Genomic DNA, 18,906 nt, shown 5'->3' with positions numbered 1-18,906 from the left:
GCCCTGGCCGCACTCGTCCTGTCCCTGTTCGGGCCAATCGGCAGCGCCGTCGGCATCGCCACGATGCTGGCGCTGGTCCTGATGCACCTGGTCGCCGGCACTGCACGCTCACGACCATTCACACCCCGCTGGACAACGCCGACACGGCACAGGAGACATGACATGACCGTCCTTGCCTCAGCGATCGAGGTCACCCGCCGCTACGGCGACGTGCTCGCGCTGGACCGCGTCTCCCTCGACATCAGGGCGGGCGAGCTGGTCGGGCTGCTCGGCCCGAACGGCGCCGGCAAGTCCACCCTCATCAACCTCCTCGTAGGTCTGCGCCGGCCGACGTCGGGCGCGGTGGAACTGCTCGGCGGCTCGCCTTCCGACCCCGCCGTACGACGGGGCATCGGGGTGACGCCCCAGGAGACGGGATTGCCGGACGCGCTCAAGGTGGGCGAGATCATTTCCTTCGTCTCCGCCCATTACTCGAAACACCGGGATAAGGCGGACCTGTTGGCGCGGTTCGGCCTCGGCGACCTGGTCAGGCGGCAGGTCGGGGGGCTGTCCGGCGGGCAGAAGCGCCGCCTGGCGGTGGCGTTGGCATTCGCGGGCCGGCCGCGGCTGGTGTTTCTCGACGAGCCCACCGCCGGGCTGGACGTGGAGGCCAGGCGAATCCTGTGGGAGGGGATTAGGAGCTTCCACGCCGACGGCGGCACAGTGGTGCTGACCAGCCACTACCTGGAGGAGATCGAGGCGCTGGCGCAGCGGGTGGTGGTGATCGGCCGGGGCCGGGTGCTGGCCGACGGCACCGTGCGGGCCGTGCGCGACGTGGTGGGCGTGCGCCGGGTCTCCTTCGCGGCGCACGCCGTACCGGATCTGCCCGGGATCTTGCGGAGCTCGGTCGAGGACGGCCGGGTGCACCTGCTCACCACCGACTCCGACCTGCTGGTCACCGAGCTGGTACGCGCCGGGACGGCCTTCGCCGACCTCGAGGTGCGGCCGACCTCGCTGGAAGAGGCCTTCATCGCCATAACCTCCAAGGAGGAGGCTCGTGTCTGACCTTGTCCTCGTCCACACCCGCTACCAGTTCCTGGAGCAGTTGCGCGTCCCGATCTCGCTGGTGGCAAGCGCGTTCTTCCCAGCGGCCGCGATGCTGGCGTTCGTGGTGCCCTTCACCGGCGCCGACCCGGCGAGCGCCACGTCGGCGACGGCCGGGATGATGCTGTTCGGCGCCATGTCGGCGGCGCTGATCGGACTGAGCATCAGCGTGGCACAGGACCGCGAGCAGCCCTGGGACCCCTACCTGCGCACGTTGCCCGCCGGCCCGCTGCCCCGCTTCGCCGGCCGCATCCTGACCACGATGGCCGGCATGCTGCTGTCGGTGGTGCCGGTCCTGCTCATCTCGGCGTTCCTCACCACCGCCGCCATCTCCCCGCTCCGCCTGGCGCTGGGCATCGGCGCGCTGCTGGTGGGCTCCGTGCCGTTCATGCTGATGGGCTTGTTCATCGGGTACGCGGTGTCGTCCAAGGCGGCGATCGCGGTGTCGCAGGTGGCGTACTTCCCGATCGCGGCGCTGGGCGGACTGCTGATGCCGCTGGAGGTCATGCCGGGTTTCGTGCAGTCCCTGGCGCCGTTCGTGCCCAGCCGGGGCGCGATCGAACTCATGTGGGCCGCGGTGGCGGGCCGCACCCCTTCCCCCGTCTCCCTGGCAGCCTTCGCCGCCTGGATCATCCTCTCCGCGGCCGCCGCCACCTGGGCCTACCGCCGAGACGAGGGCCGCCGCTTCTCCTGATCCGTTTCCCGGCAGCCAAGTACAGCGCGGTGAGAAGGTGTTGAGATCGTTCGTCACACATCGGCACCCTGGGCCTGGCGCTCAACGCCGTGGTGCGGTGGAACACCCTGTATCTGGACGCCGTCAAGCAGTTGCGCGGGCAGGGCTTTCCCGCTACCGAGGTCATGTGCGCTCGGCTGTCACCCATCCGGTACGACCACATCAACTTCCTGGGCCGCTACGCCTTCACCCGCGCCGACCACAGGACCGCGTCCCTTCCACGAACAGGCTGCTAACGCCGAGAGCTACTGACCATCACCTTTATCGACGTCGATGTCCCGCGGGGTTCTGGTCGGCGGTCGAGACGCGCGCGTAGCCGAAAAGCACGTGTCGGAAACCATCAGAGGCATCGTTGTCCGACATTGATTTCCGACACGAGTTGTCGGCACCGCTCACCCCGGCCGATGGCCATTCGTTCTGTCCATGATCAGTGTTCGACGTCATAGAGCAGGTGCGTGACGCGGTTGCCCTGGGCCACCCGGGACGGGTTGCCGAGCGTGACGTTGTCGCCGGGTTCCATGGCGCCGAAGAACGGCCTACCGCCACCGAAGACGACGGGCACGACGTTCATCACGATCTGGTCGATCAGGCCGAGCCGCAGTGCCTGCCCGCCGATCTGACCAGCGGCGACGTCGACGATCCGGTCGCCGCAGAACTCGCGGGCCTTCTTGATCGCGGATTCGACCCCGTCGGTGACGAAGGTGAACGGTGCGGTGTCCGCATACTCCCAGTCCGTCGGCGCCTCATGGGTGACGACGAAGACGTGATCACCCGCTGCCGGTACGCCATTCCAGCCGTTCGTCTGATCGAACAGGTTCCGCCCCATGATGACTGCGCCGATGTCGGTGTAGACGGATTGCATGAAGTCCTTGGACGCCTGCGTGCTGCGCATCGCATGCTCGTCGGATTCGGCCATTTTCCATTCGACATCGCCACCCGACATCCAGTCGAACAAGGACCCGATCTGGCCGTCGTCGTAGGCGATGTAACCGTCGGCCGACACCGCCGCGCACCCCATGATTGCCTTGCCCATGATGTTTCCTTCCGTCGCTGCCAGGAACGCTACGCGCCGCACGGGAGTGCTGGCATCTGTCAAACGACTGGTGCTGATCTGCGTCGATGACCTACGCGGTCGCAGGTCGAGGTGGGCGAGTTCGCCGGACGACCTCGCTCGGTGTTTCCCCGCCCGCAGCCGGGCCAGGGCTTCCCAGAGACAGGTGTCCAGCAAACCGGGCCGACTCCCATTTCGTCACATGTGCCGATGTTTTTACGCCGATTAGACAGACACGTTGAGCAGGACGGGGGAAGTAGGCGATGTGGACGTGTATGAAGCGGTCAAGAGCCGAAGGGCGGTGCGTGGATTCGCCCCAGACCGGAAGGTCTCGAGGGAGGTGCTGGAGCGCGTGCTGTCCGCCGCGGCCTGGTCGCCGTCCGGATCGAACCTCCAGCCGTGGCACGTCTACGTGATGACCGGCGCTCCGCTGGCCGAGCTCAAGAAGCGCGCCGGCGAGCGCGTGGCCGCGCGCGATGCCTGGGACGAGCGGGAGTACGAGATGTACCCGTCCGCACTGAAGTCCCCGTACGGCGAGCGCCGATCCGCCTTCGGCAAGGAGCGCTACAGCGCACTCGGTGTCGCGCGCGAGGACTGGGAGGCGCGCCAGAGGGCCGCGTCCGCGAACTGGCAGTGCTTCGGCGCGCCCGCCGCCCTGTTCTGCTACATCGACCGCGACATGGGCCGGCCTCAATGGGCCGACGTCGGCATGTTCCTGCAGACCGTCATGCTGCTGCTGCGCGATGAAGGGCTGCACAGTTGCCCGCAGATGGCGTGGTCGGTGTATCGCAAGACCGTCGCGGAGGTCCTGTCGCCCCCGGACGGGCTCATCCTCTACTGCGGCATGTCGATCGGGTACGAGGACGTCACGGTGGGTTACGTCCGTACGGGCCGGGCGCCGATCGAGGAGACGGTCACGTTCGTCGAGGATTCAGTATCGCCGTCGCACGCGGCATGACGGGGGCGTCAACACGCCCACGCGGGAGACGACCGGGCGCGCTTACGCCTCACCGCCTGCGGGATAGGCGAACCGGGTCAACAGATCCCTTAGTTGCTCAGGCTCGCCGGGCCCCAGCTCGGCAACCAGACGCTCGGCCAGCGGCTCCGCCGCCACGTGTGCTGCATCGAAGAGCTCGACGCCCTGAGGCGTGATCTCCACTGCCCGCACCCGCCGGTCCCCCGGAACGGTCTTGCGTACGGCCAGCCCCTTACGCTCCAGGTCGTCCACGACCCGCATGATTCCGGCCTTGTCCGACCCCGTCGCCGCCGCCAAGTCCCGCTGCACCGTGGGTCCGCGATCGACGAGCACGATCAGCACGGCGAAATGCCGCAACTCGATGCCGAGCGGCCGAAGCGCCTCCGTCATCACCGTGGCCACGCGCCAGTGCGCCTGGCGCAGCAGCAGGCCGAGGGCGAAAGGTGAGGCATCTCCAGGGCGATCGGTCGCACGCGATGCGGTGGCTCGGTTCGGCAGGTCAGCGGTCATGAAAGTATGTTACATCACTATCTTTTCATTCGATACCGTATCGTTTGATATTATTGCGTGTGGTGATGACAGACGGGGAGAGCGTCCCGTTGATCCTGCCGTAGCACCGACGAGCAGAGTCACGGCGCTTCGCTTGGGGGAGCGGGAAGTCCGCCGCCGGCCGATGCGACCTGCGATCGGCGATGACCGAGGGGCAGTGAAATGAAGATGTCCGTTTACGCCGCAGACATGGAGCAGAAGCTGGGCCCGGTCCAGCTCCTGCGCGCCCAACTGGCCGCGATCAACGGCAGCGACCTGAGCATCCGCATCCCGCAACCGCCCGGCCGCAGCGAGATCGCCCAGCTGGCGCGCACCATCAACCACACGCTCGAACGTCTTGAGAAGGCCAAGGCCTCGACCGAACAGGTGCTGCAGCGGCAACGCCAGTTCGCCGCCGACGCCTCCCACGAGCTGCGCACCCCGCTGGCCGGCCTGCGCGTGCGCCTGGAGGAGGCCCGGATGCATCCCCGTGACACCGACCTGCCCGACCTGATCGGGCACGCGCTGGAGGACCTGGATCGGGTTCAGGACATCATGACCGACCTGCTCCTGCTCGCCCGGCTGGGCGACACTGCCCCCGAGACCACTCAGCCCGTCGATCTGACCAGCCTGATCCGCACCGAGACCAGCCGACGTACCGATCGCCACCCGGTGGCCTTGAACCTGGCCGACCGGGTCGTCGTCGACGCCGTGCCGGGGCAGATCGCAAGGGTGCTGACCAACCTGCTGGACAACGCGCAGCGGCACGCCACCAGCCAGGTACGGGTCCGGCTTCGCCACTCGGCGACGCACGCCGAGCTGGCGGTGATCGCATGGAGTGGCTGCGCCGGGCCATCGAGGCCGGCCACCCCGGCGCAGTGGCACTGCGAGACAGCCACGACCTGCGCACCGAGGCCGCCGCCGTCGCCTATCAGTACGGCCGCGCGCTGGAGGCCGACGGCACCAAGGCCAGCATCGCCCACTGCTTCTACCGGCTTGCCGCCGAGACCGGCCACCCGCAAGCGGTCGCGAAGATCACCGACATGGTCGCCCCGTCGCGTCCAGGGGCATCGGGCATGCCGATGGCCGCCCCTGTCCCAGAGGTCTCCTTCGCCGAGCACCTTCCCGAACTACTGGACGGCGTCTTCGCCGACCAGTTCTCCTACCAGCTCAGCACGCCATGGCAGCAGGCGCCGCCCTTGATCGAGTCCGTACAGGACCAGCAGACCCCCGCCGGTGACCCACCCACGCTGAGTGGGCGGACGCAGAGCCCAGGCGCGGAACCTGTGATCACGCCGCTGTAGCCGGGGAACGGCCCAAGCCTCGGCCATGGCTGGACCTGTGCCCAAGCCGCCGCGCATCGCACCAAGCGCCCGATGCGCGTCATCCGCGGCTCCAGCACGCGTAGAACGCCAGAAAGTGCCGGCCCCGGGAACCACCTCGGCTGATGCGTTCTCGAGCCCACGGGTCCTCCGCGGTTTCGAGGAGGAGGGAGGCGAGGATGCGGGCGGATCATGAAGGCGCGTTCCCGGTCGTACGCCTCACGGCTGCGCGCAGTCGCTTCGATTTCACCACGACGAGCAGACCCGCCGTGATCGCCCCGCAGGCGTGCAGGCAGAGCGTCGGGACAACGCCGAGCCGTTCGCCGAGCACGCCAGCCAGCGCCATCCCGAGAAGCGACGTGGCGGCCTGTGCGCTGATGAGGAGCCCGAAGACTGCGCCTAACTGGTCATCGCTGGTGACCATCTGGGCGAATGTGGTCAGCCCCGCCATCGCCGCCGCGGCCGGTATCCCGGCCAGGCCGATCAGCGCGATGGCCGGCCACAGCTCACGCGTCAGAAGTGGGTAGGTGAACAAGGCCAGGTCGGCCAAGCCGAAAACGACCGTCCCCCACCCCAACAGCGCCCGCGGCGTGGCGTTCCCCGGGCGGGCGGCGAGCGCCAGACCGCCGGCGATCCCGCCTACTGCCTGCGCCGACAGGAACAGCCCGTACGCGTCCCCGTTTCCGCCGAGCACCTTGGCCACGAAAGGCGCCGTGAGTGTCCCGAAGATGCCCTCGCCCAGCCCTGTGATCACCATGTACGCCACCAGCAGGCGTACGCCGCGGTTCGTTCTGGCCAGCTGGAGACCGGAGACCCACTGCCGGCCCAGCGTCGTCGCGGCCGCGGCGCGGGCGGGCGTCCGCAGGCGGGCCAGCAGGAGTGCGGAGATCAGGAAGCCGGCCGCGCCGATCACCACGACGGCGGCCAGCCCGCCCGCGCCGACGGCGATCCCGCCCGCGAGCGCGCCCAGCAGTCTGGCGGCCTGGCCGCTCTGCCCGTGCAACGCGTTGGCCCTGACGAGCTGCGACGCGGCCACGATCTGTGGCACGAGGGCCTTCTGGGCGGGGAACAGGACTGTACTGAGCACGCCCGTCCACAAGGCGACGGCGTAGACGATCCACACCTGACCCGGGTCTCGTACCGCCAGCAGAGGTAGCAGCCCAAGCGCGAGCAGCACATCCGTGATCACCAGCAGTTTGCGGCGGTCCCATCGGTCGGCGAGCACCCCCGCCAGAGAGCCGAGCAGGACGTCCGGTAGGCGGGCGGCCAGCAGCATGGCGGCGCTGGACAGCGTGGACCCGGTGAGTACGTAGACGTGATACGCCAGGCCGGTGCTGATGACCCAGTCACCGGTCTGCGAGATCAGCCCGGCCGAGAGTAGCCTCCGGTAGTTCCGGTTCTCCCCAACCAGGCCCCAGATCCCGCCCGGCACATCCTCGGTCGACCTCGCCGGGGCGCTCGTGGCCTCCCTGGCGTCAGTCACCGGTGCCGGTCGCCGGGAGCGGAACCAGGAGGGTGGTCAGCAGGACGGGCCGGGCCCCCTCCGGCCGCTCGGATGGGTCGGCGATCCGCACCATCAGCGGCTCCAGCAGCCGAGTGAACGCGGCGTCGAAGGAGGCGAGTTCGTCGGGTGTGACGTAGAGGTAGGAGTTGCCGATCCCACCGGCCTTCCGCCACGCGTCCGGTTCGTCCATACGGCGCTCCTGCCATTCGGCCAGTCGAGACAGCGCCCGTTCGGCGATGACTTGTTCCAGCAGGCCGCGGGCGGCCGAGGCCTCGGGGGTCGACTCGGCGTCGGACCACTCCTGGGTGAGTGATGTCGCCTTCCATGGCCGTTCCCGCTCGTCGCGTGCTTCGGCCTGCTCCACGAAGCCGTACCTGGCGAGTTGCCGTAGGTGGTAGGAGGCCAGTGCCTGGCTGATGCCGACCTCGCGGGCGGCGTCCGCGGCGGTCGTAGCGCCGGCCCGCATCAGCAGCTCGTGCAGTGCCAGGCGGACGGGGTGGGCGAATGCCCGCATGGCGGCCGGGTCGTCGAGCACCCGTCGTGGCCGCTTCCTCCAGGATTCCAAAGACATGCTTGGAATCTTTGGTCAGCGATGAACGGATGTCAAGGGAACCTTTGGAATGTAGCGCAGACCGATCAAGGCGCGTCTGATGCGCGAGAGGCACGTCCGGGTCAGGCCTGGGCTGAGTCAGGCTGATGCTTGGTCCACGCCCGGGATGCCTTCCCCCGAGCGAGTCTCCCCCCGCGACGATATGAGCCGCGCCGGGGAGCCGGATACCGACGGCGCCGGCAGCTCTCATGACGCCCGTGCAGTCGCGGTGATCAGGTGGCCTTGCCGCGGGCGATGTAGAGGTTCATGTCGGTGAAGTCGAGGGTGATGTTGTAGGGCTTGTAGAAGGAGTGGAAGAGGGCGGCCGGCACGTCGAACCCCAAGGGGGCGCACCGTCTGTCCCGCCGAGGGCATACGGAATCATCCGGCCGGGTCCGGGACCAGGCCGAGGCGGCAGGCGACCTGAGCTGGATGCGTGAGCTGCGGATAGTGTCCGGCTCCGGCGATCTCGGTCACCGGGTGGTCGACGTCTACGGCGAGCGGGTCGGCCGAGCCCACGAGGATCTCGACCGGAACGCTCACCCGCTCCAGCAGCGACCGTGTCGTCTCGCGCTCGGCGAACGCCGTGCGCATCGCGGAGATCACGCGGCGCGCCGCCCCTGGGCGGCGCAGGTCCGCTGCGGCGCTTGCCACCTCCGGCCCCTCGGGAAGGTCGAGCGTAGCGGCCAGGCCGGCGGCGGACATGCGTCTCAGCATGGGTACGGCCAGGACTGAGCGGGTGAGCCTCGGGCTCGGTGCCTGCAGGAACGCGGGGGCGATGAGGACAAGCTTGCTGATGCGCTCGGGATGCTCGACGGCGAAGCGCAGCGCGGGCCCGCAGGCCGCCGAGTGCGCGACCAGCGCAGGGCGGGTCCGTACCGGGCCCATCAGGTCGGCGAGCCACGCGTCCATCCGCTGGGTGGTGGGGGCCGAGCGTCCCAGGCCAGGCAGGTCGGGGGCCAGGATCGGGCCGGGCAGGTGGGCGGCGAGAGGCGCCCACAGGTCGGCGTTCATCGGCAGCCCATGCAGGAGGACGTGGGCGGGTCGGTGAGCGTCTCCCATCGCCCAGGTGCGGCCGCGGTAGCCGGACGGACTCAGCCACGGCGACGCGGCGCCGAAGCGGGTGGCCACCAGGTCGTCGGCCCACGCGCGCAGGGCGTCGACGGCGGGCGACATCTCCAGGCCGACCGTTTCGGCGAAGGCGCGGGCGGAGGCCGTCGGGTAGCGGTCGGTCGACAGGAAGGACAGCGTCTCGGGGTCGGCGCCGGTGATCTTCCGCGGCAGTCGGCGCACGAGGGCGACGGGGATGGTACGGCGAGGCGTCCGCACGCCCATGTGGTCGGCGATCGCGCTGACCAGCTCGGGCAGGAGCGGCGTGGTGTCGTCGAGCACCCAGTAGTCCTCTCCCGGAGGCGAGGTGGGGATCTCCGCCAGGAACCGCGAGAAGTAGTCGATCGTGACGATCGGCACGAAGACGTCGGGGCCGCCTGGCAGCGCGGGGAGCCGCCCGTTCCACAGATCCTCGATGAGAGAGGCCACACCGATGTACTGGCCAGGGCCGATCACCGTGCTGGGATTGGCGATGGTCAGCGGAACCTCCAGCTCGCGGGCCCTGGCACGCACCGCGAGATCGGCCTCGGCCTTCGACGCCTCGTACGCGCCCAGCTTGGCGTAGTCCGGGTGGGCGTCGCTCACCCGGTAACCGCTGATGTGCACCAGCCTCCGCAGTCCTGGCAGCGTGGCGGCCCATTCGAGCACGTTGAGGGCGCCGGTCACGTTGGTCGCCCGTGCCTCCTCCACACCCAGGCCGAACGCGAAACGCGCCGCGGTGTTGTAGACGTCACGTACCTGGGGCAGTCCCGTGAGCGGCCGGGTGATGTCGGCGGTGACGACGGTCAGCCCGCTGGTGTCGACGTCCTGCGAGTTCAGCCAGCGGGTGAGGGTGTCGTTCCGTACGGCCGCCGCCACCCGCTGTCCCCTGCCGAGCAGCTCGGCGACGAGGGAACGGCCGATGAAACCGGTCGCGCCGAAGACGATCGCGTCCATGGAGCTCCTTAATAGATCGGTCTACATATTTTTGGAGTGAAGGAAAGGCCCGCTTCTCGAAGAGAGGCGGGCCCAAGTCAGCGCAGCAGCGCGGCCACTTGGCCTGTGACGCGATCCAGCGGCTCTCTGCTGCGGTGCGCCTTGGCCAGTAGCAGCGCGCCCTCGATCAATGCCAAGATCGCGATCGCGAGGTCGTCCGCGTCCTGGCGCCCTTCGAGCCGCGCGCGCAGGACAGCCGTCCATGAGGTGTAGACGTCCGAGCAGGCCTGCTGCAGCGGGTTACTGGCCCCGGCCATCTCGAGCGCCACGGTGGCCACCGGACATCCCTTGCGCCAGCCCGATTCCTCCAGCCGATCGCCGAGATGCCTCAGCACCGCTTCGACGAACTCCGCCACGGACGCGCTGGACTCGGCCAGGTCCTCGAAGGCGGAGCCGATCGCCTGGCCGGCACGCCGTATCGACTCGCCGACGAGTTGGTCCTTGCCCTCGGGGAAGTGAAAGTAGAGCGAGCCGCGGGGCGCGCCACTGGCCGCGATCACCTGATTGAGCCCGGCGCTGGCGTATCCCCCGGTCTCGACCAGCTCCTGCGTCGCATTCAGGATCCGGATCCGCGTCTCTGTTCCCTTCTGTCCCATGATGTATTAATAGACCGGTCTGTATATTTAGTCAACTCATCAGGAGGTGGTGGTGGCTTGGGCGCGCTCCTGAGCGAGACTCTCCGTCGATGACTGTGCCCTGGTACGGGCGAGCTCGGGCAGGAGGGACACGATCCCGAGTACGGCCAGCCCGGCGCCAAGCCAGAGGGGAGCCCGTAGCCCGAAGCCGTTGATGGCCAGCCCGCCGACCGAGGAGCCGACGATCACCCCGAGAGTGATGAAGGAGGCGTGAACGGTGTTGACCAGCGGCCCCGGGTTGCCGACGCGCTGGACGCGTACGGCCATCGCCGGGTTCATGGTCACGCCGACCAGCCCGACGCCCAGCATGGCGATCACCGCGGGGACGCTGAGGTGGGCGAACAGCGCGAAACCGGCCAGGAAGATCGTGTTGAGGATCAGTCCGGACAGCAGGACGCCGATGGTGTGCCTGTCGGCCAGTCGTCCGACGACGTGGTTCCCGATCACGGTGGCCGCGCCGTACGCGACGAGCAGCAGGGGAACGGTCCCCGGGGAGAACCCGGTGACCTGGGTGAGGATCGGGCTGAGATAGCTGAAAGCGGCGAAGGTCGCGCCGATGATGAGGGTGCTGGTCGACAGCGCCAGCCACATCCTGCCGTTTCTGAAGACTGCCATCTCCTGCCTGAAGTCGCCGCTGCCGCCGTCGGCACGCCCGAGCGCGGGAACGCCCATCATCGTGGCGAGCGCGGCGATGACGGTCAGGGCGCCGACGGTCCAGAAGGCGGCACGCCAGCCGAGCTGCCCGCCGATCAGCGTGGACAGCGGCAGCCCGAGCAGGGTGCCGAGCATCAATCCGTTCAGGACGACGGCGAGGGCGCGGCCGCGTACCTCTGGGCGGCTCAACTGGACCGCCACCGAGATGGCGACTCCGAAGAACGCCTGGGAGGCGACTCCGGTGATGACACGCGCGACCACCATGATCGGATAAGAGGGCGCGACCGCCGCCAACACGTTGCCCACCAGGAAGATCGCGAACAGCAGCATGAGTGCGGGTTTGGGGCGTATCCGTACCAGCGCGACCGTCATCAGCGGCCCACCCGCCGACATGGCCACCGCGAAGGCGGTGATCAGGTAGCCGATCTGGGAGATGGTCACGCCGAGTCCGCCTGCCATTTCAGGCATCAGGCCTCCGACTGCGAACTCGCTGGTCACCATGGCGAAGATGCCGATGGCCAGGACGTAGACGGCTCTGGGCAAGGGGGGCTCCTTTTTGCATCAATCGGTGTAGAACTTGGGCATGAAAAAGCCGAGGTCAGGCCAGGGCGTCCACGGCCGTGGCTGCGATGGCCTCGATGGTGGCGTCGTCGGCTCCGCCCTGAGCGGCCACCCTGATCCCGGCGATCACGGCGTTGACGAACCTGGCCAGCTCGGCGGGATCGCGGGTGGAGCCGATGTCGCCGTCGCGCTGCCCGCTCCTGATGGCGGCGCTCAGGCTGACGACTCGGCGCTCGGTGTCGCGCCCGAGCATCAGGGCGATCTCCGGGTCGCGGCCGGCGAGCTCCATCGTGGTGTTGACGGTCAGGCAGCCGAGACCGAAGCCGTCGCGCCTGTTGTCCGCCTCGATCTGGAGGATCTGGGCGAACAGTGCGCGGATCCGCTCGATCGCCGGCAGCTCGTGATCGTCAAGGATCCGCAGCTGGTCGGCGGCGGTGGCGTCCATGTAATGGGTCAGCGCGCGCTTGAACAGCTCGCGCTTGTTGGTGAAGGCGTTGTACACGCTGCTGCGGTCCAGGCCGAGCGCCTCGCACAGATCCCTGGTCGAGGTCGACTCGTAGCCGTTCGCCCAGAACGTGCGCATCGCAGTGTCCAGGACACGGTCCTCATCGAAAGATCTCGGCCTCGCCATACGAGCACGCTATCTGTTTTGCACCGGTCGATGCAATACGAGATGCCTTCGGTGTGCTGGCGATGGCGACCTCCTGGACCAGCGGACTTGCCCCACCTGATCCAGGCCAGTCACCGCTCGGGATCAGGGGACGAACCTGATGATGAGGCAGCAGGCGATCCCGCGGAGGCGGAGGTCCTTGCGGGTGGCTCCTCAGCGGGCGGAACACCGAGCGCTACCGTCGCGTCAGGCATTCCGATGTTGAGCCTTGGCGCGAGCTTCTCCATGGGCCTGGTCTTACCGGGCCGCTCGCCGAACCCGACTCAGCCGCAGTTGCCCCAGGACTTCCAGCGGGCTTTGGCAACCGCGGCATCGCGCCCGTCATCCCAGATCGTGCCGGAGTACTTCACGCACCGGCTCTTGCCGAACACCTTCACCGGGCCCGCGTAGTGCTTGACCTGCCGGCCCTCGTTCTTGCCGCCCGTGCGTGGGCGTGCCCCCGCGTCTGCGTCGTGATCGTGGGCGAGGCGAAGGTGGCGATGCCGACGTTCGAGGTCTTGATCGTGGTGACGCAGTTGTAGCCGGTCCTGCGGTTGTACAGCAGGTAGACGTGACCGAACACGTCTCCGGAGGGGGTCTCCACGGCCTGCTTGCTGTGGGCGACCCGGGCGAAGCCGGAACCGCACACCCGCTCCGGGCTGAGGGCGGAGGCGACCGCCTGCGCAGGGTTGGTGATGATCCCGCGCCAACCGTGGGTTTCCTATGTACTTGAACCAACACACTCCCCCACTGCCGCAGACGAGAATGCGGGACCCCACCATTCCTGACGATGGGACTCCTCACATGCGGCAAACGGCCGTGATTCCCAACTCGGCGGGAATGACGGCCGGTCGCGTTCCAGAAATCGGCAAAACAATGACGACGTATGAACCCCGGTGACCTGGGAAAACTCCTCGAAGTCGGAGAGAGTGGGAACGAGGGCGCTGGGACCAGCGGAATCTCGCGGTCCCGGTGAGCTGAAAGTGGCGTTGAGACATGAAGCCGGTGATGACGGGGACTCCTCCCATCAAGACGCTCAGGGAGTACGTCGAGGCGCGCATCCTCTCGCCCGACGACCTCAAGGGCGCGTTGCAGCTCGCGATGCGGCTGGAGTTCGCCACGATCCCGCCGTACCTGTGCGCGCAGTGGTCGGTCAAGCGCGATCCCGACAGCACCGGGGCCGTCCTGCGCCGGGTGGTGATCCAGGAGATGTACCACTTCGCGCTGGCGGGGAACCTGCTGACAGCGGTGGGCGGCACGCCGTCGGTGGCCCACGCGGACTTCCTGCCCGTCTATCCGGCGGACGAGCTGCCCGGCGGCATCCCGCAGGAGCTGCCGATCGACCTTAAGCCGCTGGTCAAGGAGCAGATCGCGGTGTTCATGCAGATCGAGCACCCGGACTTCCCGCCTGTCGCCCGGATGGCGGCGGCGCCGCCGCCGACGATCGGCGCCTTCTACGACACGATCATCGAGACGTTCCGGGAGACCAACCCGGAGATCGACCCGGACGCCCACGCGGTCGAGGTCCCCCTCGCGCCACCGATCCGGACCGTCGCCGACGCGATCGAGACGATCGACCGGATCAAGAGCGAGGGGGAGGGCGTCCCCGACTCGCCCGGCTCGCCCACCGGTGAGAGAACGAGCCACGCGCACTACTACCTGTTCAAGGAGCTGTACGTCCAGAAGCGGCTGATCAAGACCGATGATCAGTGGAGCTACAGCGGCGCGCCCATCACCTTGCCCGAGGTGTACCACTTCGAGCCCTCGACGGCGGAGCCGGAGCTGTCGCTGCAGTTCCGGCGCATTCTGACCGACCTGATGACCGACCTGGAGTCCTGCTGGACGACGCCGGGCGCCGAGCCGGACGTGGCGGCGATGTTCGAGCTGAAGTTCGCCGGCCAGGACCTCGTCAAACGCGGCATCCGCCCGGACTTCACCTGGGTGGGGAACCAGCAATAGCGCTCGACACAGGATGGCAGGTGGTACGTCATGAACTCTGGGATGGTCCTCAGTTCGTCAGCTCCGCTGCAGCTGGCTGCCAGGGAAGCCAGTGACTTCGTCGAGATCGCGACATCCTGCTCTGATCGGATGATGTCGCTACGCGTCATGGCCTTCGGCCTCGATGGCCAGCGCAACGCCGAGCCGCCGCTGATCCGCCTCAGAGTCAACATGGGGCCCCGGTGGAGGCGACGGAGTTCCCCAAGGCCCAGCCGATCGTCGACGCCGCGAACCATGTCGCGGGCTCGGCCACCTGGATGCGCAGGAATTTCGACGTCTACGTCGTACGGGTGGCTCTCGACCGCCCCGGAAGCACATGGCACATCCAGATCGTGAACGACGGTTCGGACGCACGCGCTTTCCAGATCATCAGCTTCGGCGGCGCGAGAATCCGTGACGACCGCGGATGGCCGGAACTCGACACCTACTGCGGCTGCTTCCCGTGCGCGTGCACACGTCATGAAGGCACCTCGGAGATGGAGTGCCCCCACTGCGGGCACGCGTGTGAGCCCGCGTGAGAGGCGCCTGTGACGTCCGCCGACGCCTCTCCACGGCGAACAGCTCGCAGATGCCCAGCCAGGCCGGCGGGACCCGGGGGGTGAGGAACGGGCGGACAGCCGTTGGCGCCGAGAAGGATCGTGGTGGATTTCGCTTGTTCGGTTCGCGCGGCGAGGCGATACCTCCCCGCGTCAGGCGCACCCGCCGCGGGGACCGGTCGACCGGCTCGACTTCCGGCTCGCGTTCGCGCCGCGCGCCACCTGGCTGGGCGGTCAGCCTTTCTCTTAAGGCGATACGCGAGTAGCTCGGCCACGAGCCGATCAACCAGTGTGCTCAGGAGGGAACCGGCCCTGAGCGCCATCTGACAGCCTGGGTCTCTGGTCTGATCGTTGAGCGCGCTCTGAGGGTGTGGTTTCGCCGGTTGCCGGTGCGGGCCGATGCTCAGCTCAGGCGGGCTCGCAGCAGGCAGAATTCGTTGTCTTCGGGGTCGGCCAGGACGTGCCAGGGCTCCTCGCCGGTCTGGCCGATGTCGGCCGGGCGCGCCCCGAGCTTCAGGAGGCGTTCGAGTTCGGCGTCCTGATCGCGGTCGGTGGCGTTGACGTCGAAGTGCAGCCGCAGCTTGCCCGCCTTGGGCTCGGTGGTGGGGCTGAAGACCAGAGTCGGCTGCAACCCGCCGAACCCTTCCAGTGGCCCGATCTCCACCGCGCCTTCGTCCTCGGTGTCGAGCACGATGAAGCCCAGCACTTCGCACCAGAACGCCGCCAGCCGTTGCGGATCCTTGCAGGGGATTATGAGTTCGGAAATGCGACAAGCCATGCTCGGCACCCTATGGGGCATCAACTGCGGGCCGCCAATCCTTAAACGGCCCAGGGCCGCGACGCAGTGGGCACCCGGGAGCGGCGAGCCGGCCGCATGCGCACCTGCAACGGCGTGGGCGCGACCCTGACCGACACCGAGGTCGCCGCCTTCGATGCCGATCTGGCCCGTCTGCTCCGCGAACGCTTCCCGAGGACCCCCCACCGGATCTCATCACTCGTGGCCCGCTGAAGGAACTGATCCGCACGCGCGTGCTGCGATTCGCGGCCGAAGGCCCTCCTGGCTGCCGTGCCGAGCACCGGTGGTGGCGCGTTCACGCTGCCCGTGCCACACTCACTGTTATAGAACTCCTTCCAGAGTTATAGAACGATCGGAGCGTGGCATGCGAGACGTGTTGCCGTGGCGTGAGCCAGTCCCGCTGGACGGGACGATGGGCGAGCCCCGAGCGCGGGGCCGATTCGGCGAGTACGGCGGACAGTACGCGCCGGAGTCCCTGGTGGAGGCGTGCCGCGAGGTGGACGAGGCGTTCCGGGAGGCCTGGGCGGATCCGGGGTTCCGCGGCGCCCTGGCGCGGCTGCTCGCCGTGCACGCCGGGCGGCCGACCCCGCTCACACCGGCCCGCCGGCTGTCGGAGGCGCTGGGCGTGCAGCTGTACCTCAAGCGCGAGGATCTCACCCACACCGGATCCCACAAGATCAACAACGTGCTGGGCCAGGCCCTGCTGGCCACCCGGATGGGACGGCGCAGGCTGATCGCCGAGACGGGAGCGGGCCAGCACGGGGTGGCCACCGCGACCGCCGCCGCGCTGCTCGGGCTGGAAGCCACGGTGTTCATGGGCGAGCGCGACATCGAGCGGCAGGCGCTGAACGTCTTCCGGATGCGCATGCTGGGCGCCGAGGTGGTCCCGGTGACCACGGGCAGCCGTACCCTCAAGGACGCGACCAGCGAGGCCATGCGGCACTGGGTGGGCGCGACCGGCGACTCCCACTACTGCATCGGCTCGGTCGTCGGACCGGATCCGTACCCATGGATGGTCAGGGAGTTCCAGCGGATCATCGGCGACGAGGCCCGCGGGCAGTTCGCCGCCGAGCTGCGGACCGGCGTCCCGGACTACGTGGTCGCGTGCGTCGGCGGCGGCTCCAACGCGGCCGGCACGTTCGCCGGATTCGCCGACACCCCGGCGCGCCTGGTCGGTGTCGAGGCGGAGGGAGGAGCCGGGGCGGCCCGCGGCCGGCTCGGCGTCCTGCACGGCTGCCGCTCGCTGTTCCTGCAGGACGACGACGGGCAGATCACCCAGGCGCACTCCATCGCCCCGGGGCTCGACTATCCGGGAGTCGGCCCGGAGCACGCCCACCTGCGCGACCTGGGCCGGGCCCGCTACGTCACGGTGACCGACGACGAGGCGGTCGGCGCGGCGGTACGGCTGGCGCGTACCGAAGGCATCGTCCCGGCGCTCGAATCTGCGCACGCCCTCGCCTGGGTGATCCACGCGGCGGGCAGCGGCGACCTGCCCGCAGGATCGACGGTGATGATGACGTTGTCCGGCCGGGGCGACAAGGATGTCTCAACCCTGAAGGAGCTGCTGTGACGAACCCCACCCTGACCATGGGCGCGGTCGAACGCCACCTGCGTGCCCGCCGGGACACCGGCCGCAGCCTGCTCATGCCGTACGTCACCGGGGGGATCACGCCCGGCTGGACGGACTACCTGCGGGCGTTCGCCGCAGCCGGGGCGGACGCGATCGAGGTCGGCCTGCCCTTCTCCGACCCCACGCTGGACGGCCTCACCATCCAGCAGGCCAGCGAAACGGCACTGGCCCGGGGGGCGAGCACCCGCCGGATCCTCGCCGACCTGTCCGGAATGCCGGACCTGGGCGTGCCGCTGGTCGCCAGCACCTACTACAACCTGGTGCTGCACGACGGCCTCGAGGCGTTCTGCGCCGCGCTGCGCCGGGCCGGCGTCGACGGCCTGATCGTGCCCGACCTGCCGGTGCACGAGGCGGACGAGCTCACGGACATGGCGGCCGCCGCTGGGATCGAGCTGGTCCTGCTGGCGTCGCCGGCGACGCCGCAGCCGCGGCTGGCGGAGATCTCGTGCCGCAGCCGCGGATTCGTCTACGCGGTGTCGCTGATGGGCACCACCGGGGAGCGGGCCGCCCTCGCCGCTTCGGCGGCGGAGCTCACCGAGCGGATCAGGCGCGTCACCGACCGGCCGGTCTTGCTAGGATTTGGCATTTCCACCCCGGACCAGGCACGCGAAGCCCGCCGGCACGCCGACGGCGTGGTGGTCGGCGCCGCGGTCATGCGACGGGTGCTCGACGGGGCTGGGCCGGACGACCTGCGGGCCTTCCTCGCGACCCTGCGGCAAGCCCTCGACCAGGAGTGTGACCTACCACGATGACCCCCGACGCCGGGCACGAGGCGAGATACCGCGCCATCGCCGCCGACCTCGCCGCGAAGATCCGGTCGGGAGACTACGCTCCCGGTGAGGCCCTGCCGCCGCAACGGGAGCTGAGCGCCTCCTACGGGGTGACCCTCATGACGCTGCGCCAGGCGCTGCGGGAGCTCAGCGACGAGAGGCTGATCGTGCAGCAGCCCGGCAGGGGCACGTTCGTCGCCCCGCCCCACCTGGCGTACCAGCTCGACTCGCTCCGCAGCCTGGTCGACGACCTGCGTAAACAGGGCCACGACGTGCGCACCGCGGTGGCCGGGCGGGCGGTGCGCCGGGCCCCCGCCCGGATCGCCGCGGAGCTGCGGCTGCGTCCCGGCGACACCGCCCTGCGGCTGGAGCGGGTCCGCGAGTTCGCGGGACGTCCCGCCGTACACCAGGTGTCCTGGGTTCGCCGGCCGGTGGCCGACCAGATCCGCGACCACGACTTCACCGCCGTCTCCCTCTACACGGCCCTCGCCGACGCGGGAGTGACGGTCGCCCGGGCGTCCGAGGTGGTCCGGCCCGGTCTGCTCGACCCCGCCGCCGCCCGCCACCTCCACGAGCCGCAGGGCAGCCCGGTGCTCGTCAGCACCCGGATCACCTACACGCTCGACGCCACACCCGTGGTGTCCGACCATGCCACCATCCTCGGCAGCATGATGGAGATCCGCACCGAACGCGCCGCCACCGGCCTCTCTCTCACCTGGGGCGCCACCAGCTGAGAACCTGTGCGCGGTCCATCCCAAGGCGACGAGCAGGTTCTTGCGGACCTCGCCCGTCGCGTTCCTGGGGGA

21 protein-coding genes and 1 pseudogene are annotated in these 18,906 nt (G+C 69.1%); 12 read left to right on the top strand and 10 right to left on the bottom strand.

Annotation, left to right across the window (positions count from 1 at the left end):
- The first annotated feature begins 162 nt into the window (after window positions 1-162).
- From V5E28_RS43225 to V5E28_RS43215, 3 genes are read left to right on the top strand one after another with little or no spacing between them, the layout of a single operon-like run.
- Window positions 163-1,044 (top strand): ABC transporter ATP-binding protein, encoded by an 882-nt coding sequence (locus tag V5E28_RS43225; protein ID WP_336215877.1) that lies wholly within the window; start codon window positions 163-165, stop codon window positions 1,042-1,044.
- Complete coding sequence (locus tag V5E28_RS43220; protein WP_336215875.1) at window positions 1,037-1,777, top strand: ABC transporter permease; 741 nt, start codon at window positions 1,037-1,039, stop codon at window positions 1,775-1,777. The genes V5E28_RS43225 and V5E28_RS43220 overlap by 8 nt, the downstream gene beginning before the upstream one ends.
- Before the next feature lie 59 nt (window positions 1,778-1,836).
- A complete protein-coding gene (locus V5E28_RS43215) occupies window positions 1,837-2,052 on the top strand; it encodes a Tn3 family transposase (protein WP_442945964.1) in 216 nt (71 codons plus the stop codon).
- Between the two features lie 191 nt (window positions 2,053-2,243).
- On the opposite strand, the gene V5E28_RS43210 is transcribed toward V5E28_RS43215, so the two are convergent.
- Entirely contained in the window at window positions 2,244-2,849 is a 606-nt protein-coding gene (locus tag V5E28_RS43210; RefSeq protein ID WP_336215873.1) for a dihydrofolate reductase family protein, read from the bottom strand.
- 283 nt (window positions 2,850-3,132) lie between these two features.
- On the opposite strand from V5E28_RS43210, the gene V5E28_RS43205 reads away from it, so the two are divergent.
- On the top strand, window positions 3,133-3,825 hold the full coding sequence (locus V5E28_RS43205) for a nitroreductase (RefSeq protein WP_336215871.1): 693 nt from the start codon (window positions 3,133-3,135) through the stop codon (window positions 3,823-3,825).
- A 42-nt stretch (window positions 3,826-3,867) separates the two neighbouring features.
- Here V5E28_RS43205 and V5E28_RS43200 read toward each other — a convergent pair whose 3' ends face one another.
- Window positions 3,868-4,353 carry a MarR family winged helix-turn-helix transcriptional regulator gene (locus V5E28_RS43200; RefSeq protein ID WP_336215870.1) on the bottom strand — a complete coding sequence of 162 codons (486 nt, stop codon included), beginning with the start codon at window positions 4,351-4,353 and terminating at the stop codon, window positions 3,868-3,870.
- 201 nt (window positions 4,354-4,554) lie between these two features.
- Between V5E28_RS43200 and V5E28_RS49815 the strand changes: the two are divergent.
- Window positions 4,555-4,899 (top strand): annotated as a pseudogene (locus V5E28_RS49815) (histidine kinase dimerization/phospho-acceptor domain-containing protein); the annotation flags it as partial.
- 305 nt (window positions 4,900-5,204) lie between these two features.
- Window positions 5,205-5,675, top strand: a complete 471-nt coding sequence (locus V5E28_RS43190) for a hypothetical protein (protein ID WP_336215867.1) — start codon at window positions 5,205-5,207, stop codon at window positions 5,673-5,675.
- A 208-nt stretch (window positions 5,676-5,883) separates the two neighbouring features.
- On the opposite strand, the gene V5E28_RS43185 is transcribed toward V5E28_RS43190, so the two are convergent.
- The 7 genes from V5E28_RS43185 to V5E28_RS43155 all read right to left on the bottom strand — a co-directional run bounded on the left by V5E28_RS43185 (window position 5,884) and on the right by V5E28_RS43155 (window position 13,019).
- Complete coding sequence (locus V5E28_RS43185; RefSeq protein WP_336215866.1) at window positions 5,884-7,176, bottom strand: MFS transporter; 1,293 nt, start codon at window positions 7,174-7,176, stop codon at window positions 5,884-5,886.
- Window positions 7,169-7,768, bottom strand: coding sequence for a helix-turn-helix domain-containing protein (locus V5E28_RS43180; RefSeq protein WP_336215865.1), 600 nt, complete (start codon window positions 7,766-7,768; stop codon window positions 7,169-7,171). Before V5E28_RS43180 ends, V5E28_RS43185 begins: the two co-directional genes overlap by 8 nt.
- A gap of 399 nt (window positions 7,769-8,167) precedes the next feature.
- Window positions 8,168-9,832 carry an alpha/beta fold hydrolase gene (locus V5E28_RS43175; RefSeq protein WP_336215864.1) on the bottom strand — a complete coding sequence of 555 codons (1,665 nt, stop codon included), beginning with the start codon at window positions 9,830-9,832 and terminating at the stop codon, window positions 8,168-8,170.
- A gap of 77 nt (window positions 9,833-9,909) precedes the next feature.
- Complete coding sequence (locus tag V5E28_RS43170) at window positions 9,910-10,467, bottom strand: TetR/AcrR family transcriptional regulator (protein WP_336215862.1); 558 nt, start codon at window positions 10,465-10,467, stop codon at window positions 9,910-9,912.
- A gap of 39 nt (window positions 10,468-10,506) precedes the next feature.
- Window positions 10,507-11,703 carry an MFS transporter gene (locus V5E28_RS43165; protein WP_336215860.1) on the bottom strand — a complete coding sequence of 399 codons (1,197 nt, stop codon included), beginning with the start codon at window positions 11,701-11,703 and terminating at the stop codon, window positions 10,507-10,509.
- Between the two features lie 55 nt (window positions 11,704-11,758).
- Entirely contained in the window at window positions 11,759-12,304 is a 546-nt protein-coding gene (locus V5E28_RS43160; RefSeq protein ID WP_336215859.1) for a TetR/AcrR family transcriptional regulator, read from the bottom strand.
- 460 nt (window positions 12,305-12,764) lie between these two features.
- The gene (locus tag V5E28_RS43155; protein WP_336215857.1) at window positions 12,765-13,019 is read right to left on the bottom strand and encodes a hypothetical protein; all 255 of its coding nucleotides are present in this window, start codon (window positions 13,017-13,019) and stop codon (window positions 12,765-12,767) included.
- Between the two features lie 359 nt (window positions 13,020-13,378).
- Between V5E28_RS43155 and V5E28_RS43150 the strand changes: the two genes are divergently transcribed.
- Together V5E28_RS43150 and V5E28_RS43145 are read left to right on the top strand one after the other, a co-directional pair.
- Window positions 13,379-14,329, top strand: coding sequence for a ferritin-like domain-containing protein (locus V5E28_RS43150; protein WP_336215855.1), 951 nt, complete (start codon window positions 13,379-13,381; stop codon window positions 14,327-14,329).
- A 221-nt stretch (window positions 14,330-14,550) separates the two neighbouring features.
- Window positions 14,551-14,886: a hypothetical protein gene (locus tag V5E28_RS43145; RefSeq protein ID WP_336215854.1), complete on the top strand. Its 336-nt coding sequence runs from the start codon at window positions 14,551-14,553 to the stop codon at window positions 14,884-14,886.
- 421 nt (window positions 14,887-15,307) lie between these two features.
- Here V5E28_RS43145 and V5E28_RS43140 read toward each other — a convergent pair whose 3' ends face one another.
- Complete coding sequence (locus tag V5E28_RS43140) at window positions 15,308-15,682, bottom strand: VOC family protein (RefSeq protein WP_336215853.1); 375 nt, start codon at window positions 15,680-15,682, stop codon at window positions 15,308-15,310.
- A 96-nt stretch (window positions 15,683-15,778) separates the two neighbouring features.
- On the opposite strand from V5E28_RS43140, the gene V5E28_RS43135 reads away from it, so the two are divergent.
- The 4 genes from V5E28_RS43135 (at window position 15,779) to V5E28_RS43120 (ending at window position 18,834) form a co-directional block, all read left to right on the top strand.
- The gene (locus V5E28_RS43135) at window positions 15,779-15,913 is read left to right on the top strand and encodes a hypothetical protein (protein ID WP_336215852.1); all 135 of its coding nucleotides are present in this window, start codon (window positions 15,779-15,781) and stop codon (window positions 15,911-15,913) included.
- Window positions 15,914-16,064: 151 nt separating this feature from the next.
- On the top strand, window positions 16,065-17,270 hold the full coding sequence (gene trpB / locus V5E28_RS43130) for a tryptophan synthase subunit beta (protein ID WP_336215850.1): 1,206 nt from the start codon (window positions 16,065-16,067) through the stop codon (window positions 17,268-17,270).
- Window positions 17,267-18,082 carry a tryptophan synthase subunit alpha gene (trpA, locus tag V5E28_RS43125; RefSeq protein ID WP_336215848.1) on the top strand — a complete coding sequence of 272 codons (816 nt, stop codon included), beginning with the start codon at window positions 17,267-17,269 and terminating at the stop codon, window positions 18,080-18,082. Before trpB ends, trpA begins: the two co-directional genes overlap by 4 nt.
- Entirely contained in the window at window positions 18,079-18,834 is a 756-nt protein-coding gene (locus V5E28_RS43120) for a GntR family transcriptional regulator (RefSeq protein WP_336215846.1), read from the top strand. Before trpA ends, V5E28_RS43120 begins: the two co-directional genes overlap by 4 nt.
- Window positions 18,835-18,906: the final 72 nt, after the last annotated feature.

Source organism: Nonomuraea sp. LPB2021202275-12-8 (genome assembly GCF_037044575.1).
GTDB lineage: Bacteria > Actinomycetota > Actinomycetes > Streptosporangiales > Streptosporangiaceae > Nonomuraea.
Note: the sequence above shows the minus strand (reverse complement) of the source record. Positions and strands in the feature narration are given on the sequence as shown.